Annotated in this window: 24 protein-coding genes; 15 read left to right on the plus strand and 9 right to left on the minus strand. The window is 47.1% G+C overall.

Features of this window, described 5'->3' with window-relative positions:
- Positions 1-8: 8 nt before the first annotated feature.
- The gene (locus QMA39_RS14860) at positions 9-872 is read right to left on the minus strand and encodes a permease prefix domain 1-containing protein (RefSeq protein ID WP_206934055.1); all 864 of its coding nucleotides are present in this window, start codon (positions 870-872) and stop codon (positions 9-11) included.
- Positions 869-1192, minus strand: a complete 324-nt coding sequence (locus QMA39_RS14865) for a helix-turn-helix transcriptional regulator (RefSeq protein ID WP_206934058.1) — start codon at positions 1190-1192, stop codon at positions 869-871. Before QMA39_RS14865 ends, QMA39_RS14860 begins: the two co-directional genes overlap by 4 nt.
- A gap of 128 nt (positions 1193-1320) precedes the next feature.
- Between QMA39_RS14865 and QMA39_RS14870 the strand changes: the two genes are divergently transcribed.
- The 8 genes from QMA39_RS14870 to QMA39_RS14905 all read left to right on the plus strand — a co-directional run bounded on the left by QMA39_RS14870 (position 1321) and on the right by QMA39_RS14905 (position 11084).
- Positions 1321-2142 (plus strand): ABC transporter permease, encoded by an 822-nt coding sequence (locus tag QMA39_RS14870; protein ID WP_281659202.1) that lies wholly within the window; start codon positions 1321-1323, stop codon positions 2140-2142.
- A gap of 4 nt (positions 2143-2146) precedes the next feature.
- Positions 2147-2926 carry an ABC transporter ATP-binding protein gene (locus QMA39_RS14875; RefSeq protein WP_027956256.1) on the plus strand — a complete coding sequence of 260 codons (780 nt, stop codon included), beginning with the start codon at positions 2147-2149 and terminating at the stop codon, positions 2924-2926.
- Positions 2927-2942: 16 nt separating this feature from the next.
- Positions 2943-4016, plus strand: a complete 1074-nt coding sequence (locus QMA39_RS14880; RefSeq protein ID WP_206934345.1) for an ABC transporter substrate-binding protein — start codon at positions 2943-2945, stop codon at positions 4014-4016.
- A gap of 317 nt (positions 4017-4333) precedes the next feature.
- On the plus strand, positions 4334-6412 hold the full coding sequence (locus tag QMA39_RS14885; protein WP_281659203.1) for a glycoside hydrolase family 3 protein: 2079 nt from the start codon (positions 4334-4336) through the stop codon (positions 6410-6412).
- Between the two features lie 26 nt (positions 6413-6438).
- Positions 6439-7716, plus strand: coding sequence for a DUF1343 domain-containing protein (locus QMA39_RS14890; protein ID WP_281659204.1), 1278 nt, complete (start codon positions 6439-6441; stop codon positions 7714-7716).
- Positions 7717-7863: 147 nt separating this feature from the next.
- Entirely contained in the window at positions 7864-9504 is a 1641-nt protein-coding gene (locus tag QMA39_RS14895; RefSeq protein WP_281659205.1) for a DASS family sodium-coupled anion symporter, read from the plus strand.
- Positions 9505-9519: 15 nt separating this feature from the next.
- Complete coding sequence (locus QMA39_RS14900; RefSeq protein WP_027956251.1) at positions 9520-10713, plus strand: MFS transporter; 1194 nt, start codon at positions 9520-9522, stop codon at positions 10711-10713.
- Between the two features lie 44 nt (positions 10714-10757).
- Positions 10758-11084: a CHY zinc finger protein gene (locus QMA39_RS14905; protein ID WP_027956250.1), complete on the plus strand. Its 327-nt coding sequence runs from the start codon at positions 10758-10760 to the stop codon at positions 11082-11084.
- A 70-nt stretch (positions 11085-11154) separates the two neighbouring features.
- Here the strand turns inward: QMA39_RS14905 and QMA39_RS14910 are convergent, their stop codons facing one another.
- Together QMA39_RS14910 and fbpA are read right to left on the minus strand one after the other, a co-directional pair.
- Positions 11155-11454 (minus strand): MerR family transcriptional regulator, encoded by a 300-nt coding sequence (locus QMA39_RS14910; RefSeq protein WP_027956249.1) that lies wholly within the window; start codon positions 11452-11454, stop codon positions 11155-11157.
- 19 nt (positions 11455-11473) lie between these two features.
- Positions 11474-11629, minus strand: coding sequence for a Fur-regulated basic protein FbpA (gene fbpA / locus QMA39_RS14915; protein ID WP_084163197.1), 156 nt, complete (start codon positions 11627-11629; stop codon positions 11474-11476).
- A 334-nt stretch (positions 11630-11963) separates the two neighbouring features.
- Here fbpA and QMA39_RS14920 point away from each other — a divergent pair, with 334 nt between their 5' ends.
- The 3 genes from QMA39_RS14920 (at position 11964) to QMA39_RS14930 (ending at position 16144) form a co-directional block, all read left to right on the plus strand.
- Entirely contained in the window at positions 11964-13028 is a 1065-nt protein-coding gene (locus QMA39_RS14920) for an AI-2E family transporter (protein WP_281659206.1), read from the plus strand.
- Between the two features lie 177 nt (positions 13029-13205).
- Positions 13206-14591 carry a YjiH family protein gene (locus tag QMA39_RS14925; protein ID WP_281659207.1) on the plus strand — a complete coding sequence of 462 codons (1386 nt, stop codon included), beginning with the start codon at positions 13206-13208 and terminating at the stop codon, positions 14589-14591.
- Between the two features lie 248 nt (positions 14592-14839).
- On the plus strand, positions 14840-16144 hold the full coding sequence (locus QMA39_RS14930; protein ID WP_027956246.1) for a Na+/H+ antiporter NhaC family protein: 1305 nt from the start codon (positions 14840-14842) through the stop codon (positions 16142-16144).
- Between the two features lie 111 nt (positions 16145-16255).
- Here the strand turns inward: QMA39_RS14930 and QMA39_RS14935 are convergent, their stop codons facing one another.
- The 4 genes from QMA39_RS14935 to QMA39_RS14950 form a co-directional block, all read right to left on the minus strand.
- Positions 16256-17077 carry an STAS domain-containing protein gene (locus QMA39_RS14935; RefSeq protein ID WP_281659208.1) on the minus strand — a complete coding sequence of 274 codons (822 nt, stop codon included), beginning with the start codon at positions 17075-17077 and terminating at the stop codon, positions 16256-16258.
- A gap of 99 nt (positions 17078-17176) precedes the next feature.
- Positions 17177-17908, minus strand: coding sequence for a VCBS repeat-containing protein (locus QMA39_RS14940; RefSeq protein WP_206934074.1), 732 nt, complete (start codon positions 17906-17908; stop codon positions 17177-17179).
- A gap of 77 nt (positions 17909-17985) precedes the next feature.
- Positions 17986-18441, minus strand: coding sequence for a hypothetical protein (locus QMA39_RS14945; RefSeq protein ID WP_206934077.1), 456 nt, complete (start codon positions 18439-18441; stop codon positions 17986-17988).
- Positions 18442-18513: 72 nt separating this feature from the next.
- Positions 18514-19368 carry a DUF1206 domain-containing protein gene (locus QMA39_RS14950; protein ID WP_281659209.1) on the minus strand — a complete coding sequence of 285 codons (855 nt, stop codon included), beginning with the start codon at positions 19366-19368 and terminating at the stop codon, positions 18514-18516.
- Positions 19369-19492: 124 nt separating this feature from the next.
- On the opposite strand from QMA39_RS14950, the gene QMA39_RS14955 reads away from it, so the two are divergent.
- The gene (locus tag QMA39_RS14955; RefSeq protein WP_027956241.1) at positions 19493-19723 is read left to right on the plus strand and encodes an excisionase family DNA-binding protein; all 231 of its coding nucleotides are present in this window, start codon (positions 19493-19495) and stop codon (positions 19721-19723) included.
- A 34-nt stretch (positions 19724-19757) separates the two neighbouring features.
- Here the strand turns inward: QMA39_RS14955 and QMA39_RS14960 are convergent, their stop codons facing one another.
- Complete coding sequence (locus QMA39_RS14960; RefSeq protein WP_206934081.1) at positions 19758-20138, minus strand: RidA family protein; 381 nt, start codon at positions 20136-20138, stop codon at positions 19758-19760.
- Between the two features lie 174 nt (positions 20139-20312).
- Between QMA39_RS14960 and QMA39_RS14965 the strand changes: the two genes are divergently transcribed.
- The 3 genes from QMA39_RS14965 (at position 20313) to QMA39_RS14975 (ending at position 23337) form a co-directional block, all read left to right on the plus strand.
- A complete protein-coding gene (locus QMA39_RS14965; protein ID WP_084163195.1) occupies positions 20313-20483 on the plus strand; it encodes an aspartyl-phosphate phosphatase Spo0E family protein in 171 nt (56 codons plus the stop codon).
- 307 nt (positions 20484-20790) lie between these two features.
- Positions 20791-22236: a carbon starvation CstA family protein gene (locus tag QMA39_RS14970; RefSeq protein WP_281659210.1), complete on the plus strand. Its 1446-nt coding sequence runs from the start codon at positions 20791-20793 to the stop codon at positions 22234-22236.
- Between the two features lie 156 nt (positions 22237-22392).
- Positions 22393-23337, plus strand: a complete 945-nt coding sequence (locus QMA39_RS14975; protein ID WP_281659211.1) for an alpha-L-glutamate ligase — start codon at positions 22393-22395, stop codon at positions 23335-23337.
- Positions 23338-23371: the final 34 nt, after the last annotated feature.

Genomic DNA, 23371 nt, shown 5'->3' on the forward strand with positions numbered 1-23371 from the left:
ACCCTCCTTTATATCCAACTTAATAGTGTAAGTGGCAGGCCTACAATCAGAGCGCAGAACAATAGACCGGTAAAAATGGCTGTGACAGGCTTTCTTCCAATCATGTTCATTTGATATTTGTAAAAAGCCAGCCAGGCGGCCACTGCTGTCAGAGGCATAAATACCATGGCATTCATGCCCCCGAAAACGAGTGCACCCCAAGTGATGAACAAACCGGCACCTGAAATCATCAAGCCATAGATTATATTTATGATGTGGCTGATTGTCGTCATCGTCCGTATGTTTTTATCAGCAGAGGGACTCGTGGTGGCGTAATATGAATTCCGTACGATGAAGATCAGGCATAGGAGGATAAGAATGCCTATAAAAAGACTTATGATGATGACCTGCAGCTGATAAAACTGGGGTACGACCATATAGTTGAACGCATTCCACAATATCGTCAGGAACACAATCACATTGACGGACCAATAATGCCGGCCGGTCCAGGATATGTTGATGGCAGTCAAAACGACGAGCATTCCGAGCGACATCTGGATGGCAAGCCATCCCGGCCAAGGGTCCCCGAACGAGAACGTCGCAGTGAGGTGGATGAAGATACCAAGCAGGATGGTACCGGCCCCGATCATGTAAAGGAGCCCCCGTTGGAAAGGATACAGACTTTCCTGGATACCGCCGCCGATCATGCCGGCATCCCCGAAATCCTTGATGGCCAGTTTCTCCGCTCTTTTTTCACTTTCCCCCTCTTTGATATACTTTTGTTTGGCGCTCGTAAGGTGAGTGGTCAACTCTTCCCTGATTTCCTCCCGTTCTTCTTTTGTGCTCTGCATTTCCTTCAATATGTGATTGACATGCTTTTCAATATTTTTCATGCCATATCCTCCGACGTCTTAGAAATGAGGTCGCTGACACTTTTCCATTCCTGAAGCTTCTGCTGCAGGATGGTGCGGCCTTCATCGGTGATGCGGTAGTATTTTCTGCGTCCTCCGGTAGTTTCGGACCAATAAGATGTCAGCCAATCTTTGCGCTCCAGGCGTTTCAAAGCGGGATAGAGGGTGCCTTCGCTCATATTGTAAAGCTGGTCACTCTGCTCTTTCAGGTGTTTGACAATCTCATAACCATACATGTCTCTGCGGTTGACTAAGTTCAACATGAGAATATCGATGCTGCCTTTCATGATTTCCCGGTCCATAGATTCACACCTTTTCCAAATTATTCTAAAACCATTGTATAACGAGGCACCTCGTTTAACAAGGGTACAAATGGAAAACTCACACATCTGGGCCTTCGCACATACAGTATCCATTGAGGTGGTGAAAGATGATACATCGCGCTAAGGAGATCCGCGATGATCCGGTTCAAATGGAACGGCAGGAATGGAAGCAGAGACAGCGTCAGCACCGCTTGAAGCAGGCTCTGACGGTGTCATCACCGATTTTCCTGCTCCTGCTCTGGGAATGTTTTTCGCGGATGGGATGGATTGATGCTCGTTTCTTTCCACCCCCGAGTGCGATTCTCTTCACTTTTTGGGAGCTGGGACAGAGCGGTGAGCTGTTTCATCATATTGGGATTTCGTTGTTTCGGATTGCAGCAGGATTTTTACTCGGGGTTATCCCGGCGGTGGCGATCGGTCTATTTATGGGATTGTATTCACCGGCACGTCATTTTCTTTCTCCGTTGATTATGGCTGTTATGCCCATCCCTACGCTTGCGCTGCTGCCGATCATCATTATTATGTTTGGGGTCGGCGAAGTTTCGAAGATAGTAACAATTGCCGGCAGTGTCTTTTTTCCAGTTGTCATCAACACCGTGGCCGGGGTGACGAACATAGACCGGATTTATCTGGATGTAGCAAAAAATTACGGGGCGGGATCAAGGCAGTTTTTCTTCAAAATCGCCCTCCCGGGGTCTCTGCCTGTCATGCTCGAAGGTATCCAGATGGGGCAGGCGATTGCCCTGTTGACGATTGTGGCTGCTGAAATGATGGGAGCAAATTCAGGGATCGGTTATCTTATTTGGACGTCCTATAAAGCCTTTCTGTTGAAGGAGATGTATGTCGGGCTGATCGTAATTTCGTTCTTCGGCTACCTATTCTCTGTTCTGCTGCGCGGCCTGCAGGTGAAGCTTCTTCCATGGAGGTGATCCAATGAGTACAAAAATCGTCATGAACAATTTAACGAAAGTTTTTTATAAAAAAGATGCGAAGGTAACAGCGCTGGAAAACATATCGATGAACATCGAGGACGGCGAATTCATCTGCCTGCTCGGCCCGAGCGGCTGTGGAAAAACGACCCTGCTCCGAATATTGGCGGAGCTGGAAAAGCCGAGTGCCGGGTCGTTTGCCATCACAAGGGAGAAAGATGGGCGCCCGCTCCAGTCGATGGTTTTTCAAGAACGGGGTGTCATTCCATGGCTGACAGTGGAAGGGAATGTGAGCTTTGGTCTGAAGATGAGACGCACGCCTGATGTAGTGACAAAGGAACGGACAGCGTATTACCTCAAAAAGACGGGGTTGGAAAAGTTTTCTGGGTTATATCCCCGTGAACTGTCGGGCGGGATGAAGCAGAGGGTCAGCATTGCAAGAGCATTTGCCAATGACCCGGAAATCCTTCTGATGGATGAACCATTTGCTGCTTTGGATGAGCAGAACAAATTCATCCTGCAGGAAGAGCTGCTGACGATCTGGGCTGAAACCAAAAAGACGGTCTTGTTTATTACCCACAGCATTGATGAAGCCCTCCTTCTCAGTGACCGGATCCTTCTAATGAGTGCGCAGCCGGGAAGGATCGTTAAGGAAATCCACATCCAGTCACCAAGACCGCGGACGATGGAGCAGATCCGCTCTGACCCGGAAATGGCCGCTCATTTTGTAAGCGTCTGGAATCATCTGCAGAACGAAGTGCAGCAGTCGCGTTCCCCTATTTGAAAGGAGTCGGGATATGATGGTGAAAAAAGTCTGTTATCTGCTTTCGTTTTTATTATTCCTTTTTCTTCTGTTCGGCTGTGGGGCCGTAGAGGAGGAGAAACAGACAGATGGCAGCCCTCCGTCGGGAGATATGGAGCCGCTTGAAAAGAAAACGACGGTTGTCATTGCAGAGGATGGTGCGGCTTCCGGGGCCGGCTTTTACATTGCGAAGGAAAAAGGGTATTTTGAAGATTACAATATCGATATCCGGTTTACGAGTTTTGCCAATAGTGATGATATGCTTCCGGCTCTTGCTGCTGGAGAAGTGGATATTGCCGGTGGTGTATCGACAGCGTCCTTCTTTAACGCGATCGCTCAGGGCATTGATGTAAAGATCATTGCCGACAAAGGGCATTACTTTGAAGGGAATTCTTATTTCAGCTTCGTTATCCGCGAAGATCTGCAGGAGGAGATTCAGGAGTATGCCGATTTGAAAGGGAAGCGGATTGCGGTCTCTTCAAGAAATGCTGTCGATGATTACATTTTTCAACGAATGCTTGAGCATGCCGGTCTGACAGAAGATGATGTCGAACTCGTCCTGATGTCCGATTTCGGGAATATGCTGGCAGCAATGGGCAGCAAGTCAATCGATGCAGCCTTGCAGATCGAACCTTTAATTACCCAGGGAGAGGCACAGGGTCTTCACGTCCGCTTTAAAGATGCGACCGATTATGCTCCCGATGCTCAAATTGCCATGGTTCTCGGATCACCAGGCTTCGTTGAAACAGAAGAAGAAGTTTCTGTCCGGTTCATGGCGGCGTATTTAAAAGGAATCCGTGATTATAACGACGCCTTCCTATACGGGGAAGGATTGGATGAAGTGATTGGGATGATGACGAAACATACAGCTCTGAAAGACCCGGCCATATGGAAGAAGGTCGGTGTCACGGGTCTTGATCCCAATGGGCGGATGTTTGTTGAAGATATTCAAAAGCAGTTTACGATGTACAAAGAGAACGGTGCCATAAGTGGGGACGTTGATTTTGATAAAGCCGTAGATACCTCACTGACGGATCGCGCATTGGAGGAAATCGGTACGTACAGCCGGTAAAGAAAAAGGCACTCCTGACAACGGGGATGCCTTTTGTACTTTATTTACAATGAATTTCGTCATTTTTGACATGAAATTTCAAAATGATTCAATGGACGCATTAGGAAGGGATGGGAAAAATAGGAGTTTGCGATTGATCAGGGCCTAAAGTGGTATAGACGACTATATCATAATTCGTTACGCTTTTATTACAATTTGCAAACGCTTTCAAAAAATCGATACATAAACCGGCTTTTTCCGATCTCATCGTTTTGGAGAAGCGGCTCCGGATACCCGTGGCCCTTTTACAAATAAATAAGGATAAGGAGGAATGGCAGATGAAGACAATCGGAAAGTGGAGTGCCTTGTTTGTGCTGGTGCTCGGTCTTGTACTTCCCCCCGGACAAGGGTCTGTAAAGGCAGAAGAGGTATTGGAGAGACCGGAACTTATGCTCCTCGAAAATGTCCCGCAGGCGGATGTGACTGTGAAGGGTGGACAGTTCGACTTAACGGCCTTACATGTGTACGGTGATGGGTCGTTTAAAAAGGTCGAAGAGGGGCTGTCATGGACAGCTTCGAATAAAAAAGTGGTCCAGGTGGATGACAAGGGTCAGTTGACCTTCACAGGGAAGCCTGGAAGGTCCTGGGTTGCTGTATCGAATGGACGGGATAAAGATTGGATTTTCGTCTACGTTAAAGGTGGTAAAAAACAGTCGGAAATCCAAATTAAAAAAAATAAAGGAGAGAAATACGACCTGGTTCAGCATGCGATGGAGAACATGTCGATGAAAGAAAAAGTCGGTCAGATGCTGATGCCGGACTTCCGGAATTGGAACGGTAAGAATGTTACGAAAATGCTTCCTGAAATTGAGGATCTCGTAAAAGAGTATCATCTTGGCGGAGTCATCTTATTCAGGGAGAACGTCGTAACAACCGCTCAGACGACAGAGCTTGTGGCGGACTATCAAGCGGCGGCTGAGAAACATGGACTGCTTGTCACGATTGACCAGGAAGGCGGAATTGTGACTCGTCTGCAGTCCGGGACGGATTTCCCGGGGAATATGGCTTTAGGAGCCACACGTTCGGAAAACATCAGTCAGGATGTGGGCCGGGCGATCGGGGAAGAGCTGTCTGCTCTTGGTATAAATATGAACCTGGCTCCTGATATGGATGTCAATAACAACCCGGATAATCCGGTGATAGGGGTAAGGTCCTTCGGCGGAAACCCTGAGCTTGTAGCAGATATGGGACAGGCTTATATGTCAGGACTTCAGGAAACAGGTGTAGCCGCCACAGCGAAGCACTTTCCGGGGCACGGGGACACGGCTGTCGATTCCCATATCGGCCTTCCGGAAGTACCGTATGACAAGGAACGATTAAGAGAAGTGGAATTGTATCCCTTCCAACAGGTGATGGATGCCGGGGTTGATGCTGTCATGACGGCTCATGTCACATTCCCGGAAATCGATGATACGAAAGTCGTTTCCAAAAAGGACGGCGAAGAAATCGCTCTGCCGGCCACTTTGTCTAAAAAAGTGCTGACGGGTCTGATACGTGAAGAGATGGGATACGAAGGTCTTGTCATTACAGATGCGTTGAATATGAATGCGATTCAGGAACATTTCGGGCCTGTGGATGCAGTGATCCGCGCCATTAATGCCGGAACTGATATCGTCCTTATGCCGGTAGGACTCGAAGAAGTGGCGGGTGGAATTTATGAGGCTGTTGACACAGGAGATATAGATATGCAAACCATTGAGGATTCTGTAGAGAGGATTCTCACTCTGAAAATCAAACGGGGAATCATCAAGTCTGAACAGCCGCCTGCGCTTGAGGATCAAGTGGCGCATGCAGAAGAAGTCGTCGGTTCAGAGGAACATAGACAGGTGGAAAAGGAAGCAGCAGAGAAATCCATCACTCTTGTGAAGAACGAGGAAGTCCTGCCGCTGCAGGCAGAGACAGACGATCATATTGTCGTTGTCGGTGATTCATTCAGCTCCTCCTTAGCAGAGGCTGTGAAGAAGATCCATGACCGGACAACGTTGATCGATCACAATTCTGAGGCCTTTACGTCCGAAGAGCGGACGGCTCTTCAAGAAGCGGATTATGTCATTGCGGGCACCTATACGTATAATGTCTGGACGAGATCACAGAATCACCCGCAGATGCAGCGGATGCAGGAAATTCTGGAGATCGCCGAAGGACCGGTCATCGGCGTCGGGATCAGAAATCCTTATGATGTGATGGCTTATCCAGAAGTGGACGCTTATATCGCTCAATACGGGTTCAGGGATGCGAGTTTCACAGCCACTGCGTCGACTATTTTCGGGGCTAACCATCCTTCAGGAAAACTTCCGGTGACCATTCCAGGGGAAAATGGTGTGCTGTATGAATATGGAACAGGAATGAATGACTGAATTCTTAACAAAGGGGAGAGGTTCATTTGAAAAAATGGCTGGCTGCAGCACTTGTGTTGATCATGACTTGGACGACATTTTCTGTTGTGATGGCGGATCACAATGGAAGCAATGGGAAGCATAAAGGACATTATAAAAATGGAAAAGCCCTTAAGCTTGGTGTGGAAGTCCTGCTTGATGATAAAAAAGACCTGATTGAAGGGAAAAAAGTCGGCCTGATTACGAATCCGACAGGTGTGGATAAGGAATTGAACAGCATTGTCGACCTGCTCCATAAGGATGAGGATGTCGATTTGACGGCTCTCTATGGCCCGGAGCATGGAGTAAGAGGGAGTGCTCAGGCCGGGGAATATGTTAAGTTTTACACAGACGAACAGACCGGTCTTCCTGTCTACAGCTTATATGGGGAGACCCGGAAGCCGACTCCTGAGATGCTGGAAGATATTGATGTGCTGATGTTTGATATCCAGGATGTAGGCACACGCTTCTATACGTACATTTATACGATGGCCTATGCAATGGAAGCGGCACAGGAAAATGACATTCCTTTCATTGTCCTGGATCGTCCCAACCCGATCAGCGGTGACACGGTGGAGGGGCCGGTGCTGGATATGAATTATCAATCGTTTGTAGGGAATTACCCTGTCCCGCTTCGTCACGGCATGACAGTCGGGGAGCTGGCGTTGCTTTTCAACGAGGAATATGACATCGGTGCTGACTTGGAAGTAGTGCAAATGAAAGGGTGGAAGCGCAAGATGGACTATGACGATACAGGTCTTTCCTTTGTTGCTCCATCACCGAATATGCCGACGGTGGACACTGCCTACGTGTATCCGGGAGCGGCATTGATCGAAGGGACGAACGTATCGGAAGGGCGGGGCACGACCCGGCCGTTCGAGCTGATCGGAGCGCCATTCATAAACAGTACGGAACTGGCTGCGGCCATGAACGCCAATCATCTGCCTGGTGTAATGTTCCGTGCCGCTTCCTTTACCCCATCCTTTTCCAAGCATGCTGGAGAATTATCTCATGGCGTGCAGATTCATGTGACCGACCGGGATGAATACAAAGCAGTGGAAACAGGTCTGACACTCGTAAAGACCATTCATGATCTGTATCCGGATGATTTTGCTTTCCGAGCAGAGAACAGCTCGGGTATTTCCTTTTTTGATTATTTGATTGGGAATGGCTGGGTGCGTGACGCCGTCGAAAACGGCAGATCGGTGGAAGATATCCAGGAAGAGTGGGAAGAAGACCTGGAAGACTTCAATGATTTAAGAGAAGATTACCTCCTATATAAATAATGGAATCTCCTGCCTCAGAAGTAGATGATTGGGGCAGGAGTTCTTTTCTTTGTAAGCGTTATTTTTACATTCAAGGGTACCTTGTGATAAAATTTGTAAATATTCATACATATTTGACAAAAAATGTGCGGGAAAGAGGGGAAGGTCATGAGTCAAACAGCTTTACTTAAAAACGTATGGAATCGGATGTGGGTGCTTCATCGGGAAGCGAAGGAGCTGCTGACATTCGCCTCAGGGGGGGCAGGTTCCACAGGAAGTGCAGATGCACCGTCGGCCTCCAGCGAGGAAGACCCTGGACCAGCTTTTGATAGGAGACAGAAAATCGGACTGGTACTTGGGCCGCTTTTGTTTGTGATCACGCTGTTATTTCTGGAGGCGGATGGATTGTCCTCCAGCGCGGTGGCGGTTCTTGCCAGCACCCTTTGGATTGCAACATGGTGGATTACCGAGGCTGTACCCATTCCGGCGACATCCCTGCTTCCCCTTGTCCTTTTTCCGATTACGGGAGGGCTTGATGGGGGAACGACAGCTTCCTCTTATGGTGACAATACGATTTTTCTTTTTATGGGCGGCTTCCTTATTGCATTATCCATGCAGAAATGGAACCTTCATAAACGAATTGCCCTGTTCATTATTAATGCGGTCGGGACCAGTACAGAACAGATTGTTCTCGGGTTTATGGTTGCGACCGGGCTGTTGTCCGCCTGGATATCCAACACAGCCACAGCGATGATGATGGTGCCGATCGGTATGGCTGTCATCTATCAGGCTTCTGAACAACTGAAAAAACAGGGAGAAACCGTGGATCACAGTAATTTTAACTTCGGGAAAGCCGTCATGCTTGGTGTCGCTTATAGTGCTTCCATCGGTGGACTGGCAACTCTGATCGGGACACCCCCGAATACGATTTTCAAAGGAATCGTGGAGCAGACGTACAATATTGAGATCAGCTTTGCCGGCTGGATGGCTTTTGGTGCCCCTGTTTCGGTTATTTTCATCGCTTTAACGTGGTTTTACTTAGTAAAGATCGCCTACCCGATGAAAATTAAGGAACTGCCGGGCGGACGCAAGGTGATCAACAAGGAAAGGAAAGAGCTGGGGGCGATGTCATCCGAGGAAAAAATCGTCATGACTGTTTTTACGCTTACAGCGGCCGCCTGGATTTCCCGTTCCTTTTTTCTCGCTCAAATCAACGAAAATATCAACGATACGATGATTGCCATGACAGCTGCTGTGCTGTTGTTCCTCATTCCTTCGTCGAACAGAAAAGGGGATTATCTGCTTGACTGGGATACAGCAAAAGGGCTGCCATGGGGGATACTCCTTTTGTTCGGGGCGGGCCTTGCCATTGCCTCAGGATTTCAGGAAACCGGTCTGGCGGAGTGGATCGGGACCCAGCTGACCGTGCTGGACGGTGTCAATCTGCTGGTGATTATCGTCATTGTCACAGCTATGGTGATTTTCCTGACAGAGATTACGTCCAATACAGCGACGGCCACGATGATGTTTCCGATTATGGCTTCTCTGGCCAGTGCGATTTCTGTCCATCCGTACAGTTTAATGATTGCTGCAGGCATGGCGGCCAGCTGTGCGTTCATGCTGCCTGTCGCTACACCTCCCAACGCCGTTGTTTTTGGGTCGGGGTATCTGCGCATTCCTGATATGGCGAAGGCTGGGTTTCTTTTGAATATCGTTGCTGTTGTTCTGATCACTCTGGCTATCTATTTCTATCTCCCAATGGTATGGGATCTGGACCTGGCCTCTTTTCCGGAACGTTTTAACTCATAGAAAGAAGTGGATGTCATGGAAGCGACTGCTGCACAGCATCAACCTTATACACCATCAGAAGCGGGTTTCTGGCGTGTGACCATCGCGCTGATGCTCGCTTCCTTGTCTATATTTTCAACCCTTTATGTCTTTCAGCCGCTGCTTCCGGTTTTTACATCGGAACTGGATATTACAGCTACACAATCCAGTTTGTTGATGTCGGTCTGTGTTACGGCTATGGTTTTCGGTCTGTTCATTCTTGGTTTTGCTGCGGATCGATACGGACGGGCGCTTGTGATGCGGGGGTCTCTCCTTTTCACAGCTCTCAGTTTGGTCCTCATCCCGATCATGCCGGAATTTGAATGGATGGTGACGCTCCGTTTTATACAAGGGTTCTTCCTGGCTGGTATCCCAGCGGCTGCCATGGGGTATCTGGGAGAGGAAGTGTCATACAGGCATATCGGTCTTGCGATGACCTTGTATATTTCCAGTAATGCCCTGGGAGGCATGGGAGGACGTGTCATCGGCGGTTACTTGACTGACTTATTTAACTGGCAGATGACCCTTTGGTCGTTTTCGGCTTTTGGAGTACTGGCTGCCGTCCTGTTTCTCTGGCTTTTTCCTAAGGAGCGTTTCTTTGAAAAAGCCGAACAAAATCTTGTAGTGGATTTAAAGGGCATGCTGATCCATTTAAAAAGTGGGCCGCTGCTTGTGCTGTTTCTCCTTGGCATTTTGATGCAGATTGTTTTTACGGCGGTTTGGACGTATCTGCCTTTTTATCTTGAGGGAGACCCGTTCGACTGGCCGTTGAAATGGATTGCCTTCACGTACTTTGCCTACCTTTTCGGTGTGCTCGCTCCTCCAGCTGCGGGCAGGATCTCGGATCAGGCCGGGTTGAAGAAGGTTATGTTCTCCGGTGTAGTGATTTTCCTGATAGGGACAGCTCTTACTGCTGTAAGAGAAGGTTGGAGCATCATGGTTGGACTGTCGCTTTTGTGCATGGGATTTTTTGTGGCTCACTCGATGGCTTCCGCGCTTGTCAGCAAAACAGCCACCCATCACCGGAGCGGAGCGTCAGGGTTTTATTTGATCAGCTACTATCTCGGAGTGGCCATCGGAAGTACAGCCGTGGGCACCTTGTGGGAGAAATTTCAATGGTATGGGGTGTTGAGTGTAGGCTTTCTTCTCATTGTTCTGTTCATACTTTATCCTTTTTATAAAGATGCCTGATCTGATTTCTTCACGTGATAAGATAAAGGGAAGGAGAGGATACGATGCATGATGTTAAAGGAACTCAAGTGGACGCTCAGACACGATGCGTCCATTACCACAGCGATATCGATATCATCGCTTTGAAATTCCACTGCTGTGGAACGTACTATGCCTGCTGGTCCTGCCACGAAGAACATGCCGGTCACAAGCCGTCCCGGTGGCCCCGGGAACAATGGAACCAGCGGGCGGTTCTCTGCGGAAACTGCGGATATGAGATGACGATTCAAGAATATATGAATACATCGAGCTGTTCTTCCTGCAGCCACAGGTTCAATGAACGCTGCAGCCTTCATTATCCATTATATTTTGACATGGAAAGCCGCCCATAAAAGGAGGGCGGTTTTTTTTGTGCAGAAAAAAAGCCCCGGGACCTAGGGGTGTCCGGGACTGCCTGCAGTGTTATTTGTTCATCTTGAAGTGCGCATTCAATTGTCCGCGCAGCATTCGTTCCATCACTTTGCCTTTTTTCGTTTTCTGCAGATCCTTCCTGATTTCATAAGTCTGCACACCTTCCTCGCGTTTATCGGCAATCTGTAGAAGAATTTCTACATCGGAAAAAGAGTATTTGCGCGTTCCGCGTTTGGTACGCTCCGGGTAAATGAGTCCGCGTTCTTCATAATAACGGATCTGTCTCAGGGAAAGCCCGGTCAGTTCATTGACCGTCCCGATAGAAATAACCTTTTTATGCTTATACGACATACATTCTCCTCCTTGGCGGCTAAGGACGGTTCAATCGTTCTACAAGCGTTTCCAGTTCAGTCAAGGTGAGGGTGTAGAGTATTTCATCAGCAGCCTGATAGATGCCGGCTTCAATCAACTTTTGAATATAGTATTCTTTCATTTGGTCAACGGCCGCTCGCAAGTGGTGGGACATTATACATCACTCCCGTTCGGATTCCATTTTTTGTTTAAGTTATAATCAGTCTAATAGGAATTGTCATAATTGTCACTCTTTATGTTAGAAAATCTAACATAATTTTTTTCAGAGTGTGAGAAGATGTTCCATTATACGTGTCACCTTCCCGAATCTTTTATCTTATTCCATTAAAATGAAGAAAGTCGGTGGGGAAGATGGCTTTTGTGGCTGCTGGATTCATGAAATGCTGCAGGCACCGGTTGTTCCTGCTTTTTTCTATAAGATTATAATCATCTCTGTTTATCAGAGGGGGAAAAGGTGAATAGGACAAGAAAAAAGGACAGTGATATCTATGTGGATCAAGCATCCATATTTTAAATATGTGACAGGGGCCGTATTATTTTTAATTCTCGTTTACTTTCTTGAAAAGCTGGATTTTCTAGATCCGGTAAAGACTATTTTCAGTACGCTGTTTTATCCACTGCTGATCGCCGGTTTTCTCTTTTACATACTCCGGCCTGTAGTCAACGTTTTAAGCCGGACGCGTTATCTTCCTAAACCGGCAGCGATCCTGCTGGTGTTTGCTGCAATTGGCGGGGTGTTATATGCGGCCGGCCGGGCCCTGTATGAAACGATTCAAAAACAAATCAACAATATATCCCATCTCCCTGACAAGGTGAAAAAGACCGCGGAAGAAGCCTCGGACACTTTAGAGAAGAATGACATGGGGATGGTATCCGGAGCGAATATCCAGCAAAGGGTGACGGAATACTTCGGCGGACTGACCCAGCAGATCGGTAGTCATATGTCAGACATTTTCTCAACCATTGCCGGGGCAGCCTCCGTGCTTGTTATCGTGCCGTTCGTCTTATTCTTTCTACTGAAGGATGGGGACCGGCTTCTGCCTTTCTTAAAGAAAGGGCTCTCTGAGAAACTGAAGCCCCGGGGAGAAAAGCTGCTGAAAGATATAGATAAAACCGTTTCTTCCTATATCGTCGGACAGGTAACGGTGGCGGCGATTGACGGAGTGCTCACCTATATCGGATATGTCATCATCGGTCTTGATTTTGCTCTTATTCTCGGACTCTTTACAGCGTTCGCCTGCATCGTTCCTTTTGTAGGTCCTGTCATCGGGGCAGTACCTGCTATCGGAGTGGCCCTGATGCAGGAGCCATCCATGGCGTTTTACGTTGTCATCATATTCGTTGTTGTGCAGCAGCTCGAAGGAAATCTTGTAGCCCCGTATGTTTTTGGAGAGAAGCTGAATATTCATCCGCTCACCGTCATTCTGCTCCTTGTTGTCGCTGCTCCTTTATACGGAGTGGTAGGAATGATTATAGCGGTACCAACGTATACAGTTATCAAAGTCATTTTGAAGCACAGTTATCAAACCTATCAATTATATTATTCTAAATAAAGAAAAGCCTGGAACCCGTTTCCAGGCTTTTCTTTATGCTGTCCTCTAAACAGGTCGAGAGTTTCAGAGATATCAAACACCTATTGAATTTTTATTCGATAGATTGTATAGTTACTTAATATCAGAAATGTTTATTTATGCACTTATACTTATAAAAATGTCGGAGGAGGAAGAAGAATGGAACTACAACAGGCAAAAACGAAAGAGACAGCAGGAGCATCTGCTTATACAACGAAGCAGTGGATGAAATTCATCCTTCCTTCTATCATCGGGATTCTATTATTTCTCGTACCTATTTCTATTAATGGTAAAGTAACGATCGGGCTCGGAATTCTCGCGGACGGACTTCAAGGGGCCATTGCTGCTTATATTCCAGCTTTTATGACAGGGGTCATCGCCTTATCGACACTCGGAACGTTCTTCGTGAAATTCGTTCCCGTGGAAAAGAGAAAACCGGAGGCCTTCTTGTTTCAATTATTTGATGTAGGACCGCTTTGGATGGCCTTCCGTTTCCTTGGGGCCGTTTTTGCCGTTTTGACTCTCACACAGACGGGGCCGGCGGTGATTCAGTCGGATTTGACCGGCGGTGTCGTATTGAACGATCTGATCCCTGTATTGATGGTCTGGTTTTTGTTCGCCAGCCTGTTTATGCCGCTGCTCTTGGAATTTGGACTGATGGACTTTATCGGTACTGTGGTGCGGAAAGTCATGCATCCCTTGTTTAAGCTTCCGGGCCGGTCTTCGGTCGATGCGATGGCTTCCTGGATGGGAAGCGGGACTGTCGGGGTTCTATTGACGACCCAGCAGTATGAGGGAGGATATTATTCTAAACGTGAAGCTTCTGTGGTGGCCACGAACTTTTCCATTGCTTCCATTGCCTTCAGTTTAGTGATCGCCAAATTCCTGAATATCGATCACAGATTTGTTGCCTTTTACTTTACAGTCGTCGTCTGTGGTATAGTAGCCGCGGTCATTTGCCCGCGTATTCCTCCCCTGTCGAGAAAAGAAGAAACGTACTACGGGCCGGTCGGCAAACAGATTGATGAAGTCGTTCCGGAGGGAGTTTCTTCATTCAGATGGGGATTGGAAAAAGCGGTGGAAAAAGCCAATCAAGTGAAAAGTGCTGGAACGGTTGTGAAAAAAGGGGTTTATAATGTACTGGATATCTGGCTTGGATTGATTCCATTGGTTATGGCTCTTGGAACGGTTGCGCTGGTAGCTGCGGAATTCACACCTGTCTTCACGTATTTATCCTATCCATTTCTTCCTCTGCTGCAGCTGCTCCAGATTCCGGAAGCATCAGCCGCAGCTCCTGCGATGATCGTCGGGTTTGCCGACATGTTCCTTCCGGCTGTTGTAGGGAGCGGGATTGAATCAGAGCTGACCCGTTTCATAATCGGAGTCATGTCTCTTACGCAGTTGATCTACATGTCGGAAATTGGCATTCTGTTAATCAAATCTAAAATTCCGATCAACTTCTTTGAACTGTTCATCATTTTCCTGCAGCGGACCGTCATCACGCTGCCTGTGGCCGCATTGATGGCTCATCTCTTCTTCTTCTAAATACGCTGTTCATAAAAAGAGGCGCCGCTGAATATCAGCGGCGCCTTTTATTTCAATAGGGGAGGTCATTACATTCATAGGTTTCGGCTCTTTGTTTCATTTTCAGGGGGCCTTTAAAGCTTTTATCCTTCAATGTTATAAAAAAGTTATCCTTCTCTGCGGCTGGAATGTTGCTGATGCTTGATATCCACGCGGAAATTAGGGTAGAGTATGAAAGGATTCTAATCTTGAAGAAAGAAGGAGCATGTATGGAAAAAGAAAATAATATCAAGGGAAATGGCTTAGCCTTAATTCCTTTTCTCGTCTTTATTGTCCTTTTTATCGGGTCTGGGATATGGACCGGAGATTTCTACCAAATGCCGGTGCTTGTCGCTATTTTTGCAGCGATTTTAACAGCCCTGTTTATGAATAGAAAAACGGATTTCCAGACAAAACTGCAGCAGTTTACAGAAGGAGGCGGGCATTCCAATATTATTTTGATGGTCGTTATCTTTCTGCTTGCCGGAGCCTTTTCCACTGTCGCTGAAGGGATGGGAGCCGTAGATTCGACGGTTAACCTCGGATTGGCGGTGCTGCCTGGTCAGCTGCTTATTGTCGGCCTGTTTCTTATTGCGTGTTTTATCTCCATTTCCATGGGGACATCTGTGGGAACGATTGTCGCGCTGGCGCCGATTGGAGTCGGTATTGCGGATCAGACAGGTTCGGCCCTTCCATTAACTCTGGGAGCGCTCATCAGCGGGGCGATGTTCGGGGATAACTTATCGATTATCTCTGATACGACAATCGCGGCTGTCCGTACCCAGGGAACGAAGATGAAGGACAAATTTCGTGCCAACTTCCTCATCGTCCTTCCAGCAGCCATTGTCACAGCTGTTATATATGGTGTGCTGACCGCTGGTGCATCCGGGAGTACCCAAGGAGATCAAAGCTTTGAAATCATCAAAGTTCTTCCTTATCTTGGAGTACTCGTATTTGCGGTGATGGGGATTAATGTCATCTTCGTCTTAATGGGAGGAGTGATCTCAGCCGGGCTGATCGGCCTTCTGATGGGGGATTTCTCAGGAATGGAACTCATCACTCTCATTGGGGATGGCTTTGCCGGAATGCAGGAGCTTTCTCTGCTCGTTATCCTTCTCGGAGGTCTGGTTGAGCTGATCCGCAGAAATGGTGGAATCGATTTCCTATTAGAAAAAATCAGCAGTCGTGCCCGCTCCAGCCGTGGCGGTGAATTCAGCATCGCCGGTCTTGTTGCCGCTGTGAACGTGTCGACAGCGAACAATACGATCTCTATTATTACGGCGGGTCCGCTTGCTAAACAAATTTCATCACGGTTCGGGATTGACCCTAAAAGATCGGCGAGTGTGCTTGATATCTTCTCAAGCTCTGTGCAGGGATTGATTCCGTATGGGGCGCAGATTTTATCTGCTGCCAGTGTAGCGAGTATATCGCCCGTCAGTATTGTACCGTTCGCCTTTTATCCCATTCTACTGGCGTTATCTGGAATCCTTGCTATTCTGTTCAGGTTTCCACGTTCTCACGCAAATCAGAAGTAAAGCATTTGAAAAAGCATCAAGCCCTGGCTTGATGCTTTTCTTAATTGAAATTGACCATTGGTTATGTAGGAAAGTGGGAATAGGTCAATGGGCATATTCAAATGAAGCTTGTTATCCGTTTTGATTGACGGTCAGCAGTGCCTGTTTCAAATCATTGTAGGTTTCCAGCTCTTTGAAGCTGATTTCTGAATCGATGGCAGCCATAGCCATTTCTGTCCGGATGCCGGTCAGAACGGTCCTCGTACCGAGCAGTTTGATGGTTTTCGTTAGATTGAATAAGTCATGAATGAATACATCATCAAACGTGGCGATTCCTGAGAAATCAATGAACAATAGCCTCAGGTTGTATTCTTTCACTTTATGAAGGGTATGATCTTTAACGACTTCAAAACGGTCCGGTGAGAATTCTCCCACCAGGGGCAGCACAGCCTGAAATTCATCAATAAGCACCACGGGAGTCGATACTTCATTTAAATCCTTCTCGATTTTCTCATGTTCTTGTTCTTTCAATTTATTATAGTTATCTGTGGTGGCACGAATCGCTGCATCAAAGGCAGTCACGACTTCTTCGGTGACGAGAAAGCCTTCTTCCACCTTCGCTTCCTTGATCATGTCTGACTTCCTCATGTGCTTCATCAAGGAGAGGCGGAAAACGCAAAGGACATCTACGGTCTGTTTGAGAAGCACCCCCTGGGAATAGAGGTAATTATTCGTATCATAACCGATTTCGGCGGCGTTGGTTTCCTCTGGATGCTGCAGAAGACTTCTCGCCACACGATCAAGAAGCAGGGACAGCATATCGAAGTGATAAGTCAATTCCTGATCGGTATAGTCGATTTCTAATTGGTCCAATGTTGCGGGAAGCAGTTCACTGACAAGTTTTGTCTGGTTATCTTCAAAGTATTGCGCGAGTCTTTGGTTTAAACTGTCCATTTTTGGTCTCCTTCCGATAAGCATTATTGTACCTATACCCTTTTTCATCGTTCTATAACTTAAAATTTCCCAGTCTGAGCATTTGATTCTACACTTATTTTACTCGGATGACTGTCCGGAAACGGCGAGGTACTGTTGATTGGAAAAAGGGGTGAACTGCTGCCCATTCCAGGAAAGGGGCGTTTGGATGAGACCGAGACCATCGGCATTATACCGTCCGATGACTCGTTGGAATGCGAATAATTCATATACACCATCACCGTTGAAGTCGACGGGATATAACTGATTGAGTCCGGATACTGATCCTTGGATCGGGGTCAGCAGTGTCCCGTCATCGGCATAGATTTCGGAAAGATAGTCCTCACTGCGGTTACTCAGGTCAATGATAAAAGACAGGGCGAGTGTCTCATTCGTCACGTTCACTTTATAATCATTTTGGTAAGTGACGGTATACGTAAATAAAGAATCGAAGGTCTCATAATTAAATAGAAGAGAAGGCTGATTGTTTAAGAATGCATAGACATAGTAATAACCAAATCCGCCGCTTCCGCCTGAGTCCATGCTGATTAAAATATTATCGATGCCATTACCCGTGAAATCACCTAAAAACAGCCGCGGTTGATATCCAGTGTTTGTAATGAGGGGAATACTGTAAAACTGCTGGGTGCGCCCGTCCTGGATAATGAGCGTAATGCCGGTTACGTACGGACTGTCCGTAGACTGATACCCGGTCAAGTACACATAGTCGGTGATGGAGTCTCCGTTGACGTCTCCGTGAGCAAAAGCTGTAACAACTGCCGTTTCTGCCTGCCGCCTGAAGTAATGCTGCATGACGCAGACCTCCTTTGTTACAGCTTATGCAGACTGGATCAGCAGAACCAAAAAAAAGAGCCTGGGAGGGCTCTTTTTTAAAGACGGCTGAATCCTTCCTGTTCAAGGAAAGACGCTGCTTCCTGGTAGGAGTTGAATGCCCCTTCCAATGTTTCATCAGCATAGACGTTGTAGCCGTCTTCTTCTCTTAATAAAATTAATGCCTGATCGCGATCGTTCAGCCATTCTTCCATAACCGGATTTTTTTCAGCCGGGGATAAGGAAAGGGAGTCAATCGCCTCTTTGATTAAATCTTTCAAAGCATCGGCGCTGTAGTCTTTAATATTGATCATGCCGCGCTCATCCGTGTCTGCGCCTTCGATTTCACCGGCATAGACAAAGCCGTTACCATTTGGATGAAGGCGGTATACAATGATTTTCTTATCATAAAGGCTGTCCTCATAGTGGAAATTCACTCGTCCAAGCGAGACATCTTTCCGGTCTAATTCTGAAAACTCTTCAATGATTGCAACTTTTTCTTCAAATGTAAGCATAACGTCCTCCTGATGTCATTCGTAGGCTTAGTATAGCACAACCGCGAACGTCATACATCAAGTCTGAAGCAATCATTTTGCGCCGAAGTTCATGCGTGTGTAACGCCCACGGACGATTTGATAGATGCCGTACAGCATCAGTCCCAATCCAGCAATACCGAGAAGGACCTGTCCAAAGGGCTGCTGGGATATTTCAGAAAGAGCACCGTCCATGCCTTTAGCCTGATCAGGGTTGGACGTCACAGCGGTCCTGATGAAGAAAAACCCAATCAAGCCAAGGACGACTCCCCGGGCAGATAAACCGAAGCGTCCACTCGTTTCAGCTACTTTCCGTCGATGCTTGTCCATATCACCATGGTTGAAAGATTTCATAAAACGTCCTGTGGATCCTTGGTAAAATTCGTAGACGGCATACCCGATCGTAATGATACCGATAGTTCCGACGAGCCATTGACCAAAGGGCTGGGATAATAATTGCGCGGACATGGTTTTCTCCGTGCTTCCCCCGCTTGAGCCTGCATTCATAGCGATTTTCACTGCATTGTAGGCAATACCACCATAAATGACAGCAGCTACGACATACCCAATCCGGGTGATGATCCCTTTTGCGTCACTGCCTTTATTGGCCGGATCAAGAACGGCTTCGATCAAACGCCAGATAATGTAGCCGAGAAGACCGATGGCCACACCCCATAACAGGATTTCACCAAAAGCTACTTGAGCCACGGTACGGAACATCCCTGATGTTCCGGTCGTCTTTCCGCCCCCGACACCGATGACCGCCATGAAAGTCAGGAGGCCGATCAGCATGTATACCGTTCCCTTGGCCATAAAACCGAATCGGGCCAGCCGGCGGATCCATGGTTTTATATCCTCCTTGGTTTGTTGAGCATCTGTATTGCTTGAGGATGTAAATGTAGAAGCCATCTTTTTTTGTTCACTCCTTCTTTAACTTATGATTGCTTAGAAAAGTATTTCCCGATGTGGGAAAAAAAGAAACCGGCTCGTGGTGGAAATCATGTTAAAATAGGGGAGAGAAAGGGGGCGTCCTATGTATATGACTGTAAAGGAAACTGCTGCATACCTGGAGCTTCCTGATGACTATATCGAGTATCTGATTCATCATAATAAAATTAAAACGGTCCATGATGGAGAGCAGTGGCTGATCAATAAACATCAATTCTCCAAGCATTTGGAGCAGATGGAACACTACAGGGAATTGATTCAGGAGTATTTGAACAGCCCTATTCCGGAAGATCCTGATGTTAAAGATGAAGACTAAAAAAACAGAGCCGGAATACAGGCTCTGTTTTTGGCTATTTTCGAACAGCTACGGCTTCAATTTCTACCCTGGCTCCTTTAGGCAGCCTGCTGACTTCAACGGCGGCGCGTGCAGGATAAGGTTCTTTCAAATAGCCTGCATATACGTCATTCACAGCAGCAAAGTCATCCATGGAAGCAAGGTAGATATTCATTTTAGCTACATGGGAAAAATCGAGACCGGCTTCCTTCAGAACGGCCTTCAAGTTTTTCATAACCTGATGGGTCTGTTCGGTGACGTCATCGGATACAAATTCCATCGTGTCTGGGTCCAGAGGGATCTGGCCGGAAAGAAAAACAAGGCTGCCAAGGTCAACCGCCTGGGAGTAGGGTCCGATGGCACCGGGTGCCTGGGTAGTGGAAATCGTTTGGAACATGGTTCTGCCTCCTTTTATGTATGTGGCTAAAGTTTACCACGTTTCTTTCTTTGGACATAGCGTTATCAGCCGGCAGTTAACATGGGTCCTTCGTTCTTTAAAAGGAACGGATCCCCCTTTTTGCGGTTTAGGCTTTTGGAAACGGGGAAAATGATTGAGGAAGGAGTTGAGGGCATGTCGTATAAAGAAAGACTTGAAAAGCAGATTGAAGAATTAAGAAAACACATGTATGACATATATAATAAAAATCCGGAGGATCCGGAACTGCTGCGCATTTCCCAGGATCTGGACGACCTTCTGAATCGTTTTGGAAATGAGGACAGCTTTCACTGCTCAAACCAGTGAGCCTTTTTACATACGAAGAGCTGCATGGTTTGATGCTTTCGACGTGTTGTGTTAAATTATCAGTAATGCCGCCCTGCGATCATTACGACTGCGGGAAACTTAACCATTCCTACAGGGTGGCAGGTTTCATACATAAAAAGAGCCTTCTGCATCGAGCAGAAGGCTCTTTTTGTATGGTTTCAAGGTGCAAACGCTTTACTTCAAGAAAAAAAAGAATAAAAAAATAAATATTCAGAAAATGGGTTGTTATTCGACAAAGAAGCGGCTAGAATACTTTTTATATTCTCATTTGGAAGGAGGCTCAGCGATGGTCACATTTATCGCATCTGTTGCTTTACTTATTCTCGGTTATTTGGTTTATGGAAAGGTGGTCGAACGCATTTTTGTCATCAATGACAAAAAGACGACACCGGCCTATGAACAGAATGACGGATTTGACTACATGCCTATGAGCTGGTGGAAAGCGAGTTTGATCCAGCTCCTCAATATCGCTGGGCTTGGACCGATTTTTGGTGCTGTTATGGGTGCTCTTTACGGGCCCGTTGCATTTATATGGATTGTTATTGGATCAATTTTCGGAGGAGCAGTCCATGATTACTTCTCTGGAATGATGTCTCTTCGCCATAAAGGTGAGCAGTTCCCCGGCCTTGTAGGGAAATATCTTGGAAGCCCTGCGCGTGTCGTCATTAATATTCTATCGATTGGTTTGATGGTGCTGGTTGCCGCGGCATTTACTGCAGGACCGGCTCAGCTGATGGCAGAGGTTACACCGCTTGGTTTCTTTACATGTATCCTGCTTATTTTTGCTTATTTTCTGGTAGCAACTGTTCTTCCAATCAATAAAATTATCGGAAAAGTGTACCCGATTTTCGGGGCGATTCTTATCTTTATGGCAGTCAGTATCGGGATTGGATTGTTCTTCTTTGATAACCCGGTTCCAAACCTGACCGTAGAGAACCTTCATCCTCAGGAGCTTCCAATCTGGCCGCTGCTGATGGTTACCGTTTCCTGTGGTGCCATTTCAGGGTTTCATAGTACTCAGAGCCCGATTCTTGCCCGGACGTTGAAAAAAGAAAGCGAAGGAAGAAAAGTGTTTTATGGCGCAATGATTGCCGAAGGCATCATTGCCTTGATCTGGGCTGCAGCTGGAATGGCTTTCTTTGGGGGCACAGGTGAGCTTCAAACGGCCCTTGACGCAGGTGGACCAGCCGGCGTGGTCAACGAAATCAGTACATCTACGCTCGGAACTCTCGGTGGTATTCTTGCCGTTCTCGGTGTTATCATCCTTCCGATTACGACAGGGGATACAGCGCTTCGGTCGTCCCGAATGATGTTGGTGGATCTTCTCAAAGGGTTTACGAATAAAGAATGGAATGGAAAATGGGCGTCGATTCTCCTTGCTGTACCTGTCGCTATTCCAACCTTCATGCTTACACAGATGGATTACAGCTTTCTTTGGCGTTATGTCGGCTGGTCGAACCAAGTGGTGGCCACCGTCATGCTTTGGACGGGAGCCATGTATTTGATGAAGCAGGCGAAATTCCATTGGATCTGCAGTGTGCCGGCGCTGTTTATGACTGCGGTGGTCAGTACCTACATCTTTTATGCGCCGGAAGGATTCGGCCTTGCTTACTCCACATCCATGATATTAGGCGCCGTCATCTGGACAGCCGTCTTCACATGGTTCGTGTGGCAGGTGATCAAAAACAAAATGCAGAAACAGCAGCGTGTCCTTACAACGAAAGCAAGTTGACCTCAACACCCTCCATCGTGGAGGGTGTTTTTTGTCTATGGATATCCTGTTTTTTGGAGGGCCGATAAAAAGGGCGTTGGATGGATCATATCCTAGTAACTTTATCGGGATTTTATGATAAAATAAAGAAAGTATCGAAATGAAAGGAGTCCTGGCATGAGTAAAATATATGTACTTCATGAAAACGACGAATGGACCGGCCACTTGACGGAACGGCTGGAAGAATTGAATCTTCCCTACGAACTATGGCATCTGGATCAAGGGACGCTTGATCTGACAAGCGAGCCTCCGGAAGGCATTTTTTATAACAGGATCAGTGCATCGTCTCATACGAGAAACCACCGTTTTGCACCGGAATATACTGAGGCTGTCCTTGCATGGCTGGAGCGCCACGGCCGGACGGTGATCAACGGCAGCCGTGCGCTGCGTCTTGAGGTAAGTAAAGTCAATCAGTACATGGCTTTGAATCAGGCAGGTATTCAAACACCGAAAACCATCACAGCCGTGGGCAGATACAACATCCTTGAAGCGGCCCGCAAGCTTGATCAGTCCTCTTTCATCACAAAGCATAACCGTGCTGGAAAAGGTCAGGGGGTCCAATTGTTTCATTCGACTGAAGCTTTGAGAGAATATATCGACGGCCCGTCCTTTGAGGAACCGGTCGATGGAATAACGCTGATTCAACAGTATATCGAAGCTCCCGAACCTTACATCGTCCGCCATGAATTTGTCGGTGGGAAGTTTGTCTACGGGGTGAAAGTGGATACATCAGAAGGCTTCGAGTTATGCCCGGCTGATGCCTGCACCATCGAAGACCTTTACTGCCCGACAGATCAACAAGCGGAAGCACCAAAAGCAAAGTTTGAGATTCTGAAAAATTATCGTCCGGACATTGTCGATCATTATGAGGCATTTTTAAAAGAGAACAACGTTCAGGTTGCAGGAATCGAAGCGATTCAGGATGCTGAAGGAAACCTTTACACCTACGACGTTAATACAAACACGAATTACAATTCTGATGCCGAGGCTGCGGCCGGTACTTACGGCATGCTGGAGCTTGCCCGTTATTTTGGCGGCCTGCTTGAGAAATCTTATGTATAAAAAAAGAGATCGATCACACCTTGTGATCGATCTC

Origin of the sequence: Halobacillus sp. Cin3, assembly GCF_947311855.1 — a bacterium.
GTDB classification, from domain to species: Bacteria; Bacillota; Bacilli; order Bacillales; family Halobacillaceae; genus Halobacillus; species Halobacillus kuroshimensis.

Coding starts and splice junctions, on each gene's coding strand:
- QMA39_RS14860 (WP_206934055.1), bottom strand. CDS start 872: ATGAAAAATATTGAAAAGCATGTCAATCACATATTGAAGGAAATGCAG.
- QMA39_RS14865 (WP_206934058.1), bottom strand. CDS start 1,192: ATGGACCGGGAAATCATGAAAGGCAGCATCGATATTCTCATGTTGAAC.
- QMA39_RS14870 (WP_281659202.1), top strand. CDS start 1,321: ATGATACATCGCGCTAAGGAGATCCGCGATGATCCGGTTCAAATGGAA.
- QMA39_RS14875 (WP_027956256.1), top strand. CDS start 2,147: ATGAGTACAAAAATCGTCATGAACAATTTAACGAAAGTTTTTTATAAA.
- QMA39_RS14880 (WP_206934345.1), top strand. CDS start 2,943: ATGGTGAAAAAAGTCTGTTATCTGCTTTCGTTTTTATTATTCCTTTTT.
- QMA39_RS14885 (WP_281659203.1), top strand. CDS start 4,334: ATGAAGACAATCGGAAAGTGGAGTGCCTTGTTTGTGCTGGTGCTCGGT.
- QMA39_RS14895 (WP_281659205.1), top strand. CDS start 7,864: ATGAGTCAAACAGCTTTACTTAAAAACGTATGGAATCGGATGTGGGTG.
- QMA39_RS14900 (WP_027956251.1), top strand. CDS start 9,520: ATGGAAGCGACTGCTGCACAGCATCAACCTTATACACCATCAGAAGCG.
- QMA39_RS14905 (WP_027956250.1), top strand. CDS start 10,758: ATGCATGATGTTAAAGGAACTCAAGTGGACGCTCAGACACGATGCGTC.
- QMA39_RS14910 (WP_027956249.1), bottom strand. CDS start 11,454: ATGTCGTATAAGCATAAAAAGGTTATTTCTATCGGGACGGTCAATGAA.
- fbpA (WP_084163197.1), bottom strand. CDS start 11,629: ATGTCCCACCACTTGCGAGCGGCCGTTGACCAAATGAAAGAATACTAT.
- QMA39_RS14920 (WP_281659206.1), top strand. CDS start 11,964: ATGTGGATCAAGCATCCATATTTTAAATATGTGACAGGGGCCGTATTA.
- QMA39_RS14925 (WP_281659207.1), top strand. CDS start 13,206: ATGGAACTACAACAGGCAAAAACGAAAGAGACAGCAGGAGCATCTGCT.
- QMA39_RS14930 (WP_027956246.1), top strand. CDS start 14,840: ATGGAAAAAGAAAATAATATCAAGGGAAATGGCTTAGCCTTAATTCCT.
- QMA39_RS14935 (WP_281659208.1), bottom strand. CDS start 17,077: ATGGACAGTTTAAACCAAAGACTCGCGCAATACTTTGAAGATAACCAG.
- QMA39_RS14940 (WP_206934074.1), bottom strand. CDS start 17,908: ATGCAGCATTACTTCAGGCGGCAGGCAGAAACGGCAGTTGTTACAGCT.
- QMA39_RS14945 (WP_206934077.1), bottom strand. CDS start 18,441: ATGCTTACATTTGAAGAAAAAGTTGCAATCATTGAAGAGTTTTCAGAA.
- QMA39_RS14950 (WP_281659209.1), bottom strand. CDS start 19,368: ATGGCTTCTACATTTACATCCTCAAGCAATACAGATGCTCAACAAACC.
- QMA39_RS14955 (WP_027956241.1), top strand. CDS start 19,493: ATGTATATGACTGTAAAGGAAACTGCTGCATACCTGGAGCTTCCTGAT.
- QMA39_RS14960 (WP_206934081.1), bottom strand. CDS start 20,138: ATGTTCCAAACGATTTCCACTACCCAGGCACCCGGTGCCATCGGACCC.
- QMA39_RS14965 (WP_084163195.1), top strand. CDS start 20,313: ATGTCGTATAAAGAAAGACTTGAAAAGCAGATTGAAGAATTAAGAAAA.
- QMA39_RS14970 (WP_281659210.1), top strand. CDS start 20,791: ATGGTCACATTTATCGCATCTGTTGCTTTACTTATTCTCGGTTATTTG.
- QMA39_RS14975 (WP_281659211.1), top strand. CDS start 22,393: ATGAGTAAAATATATGTACTTCATGAAAACGACGAATGGACCGGCCAC.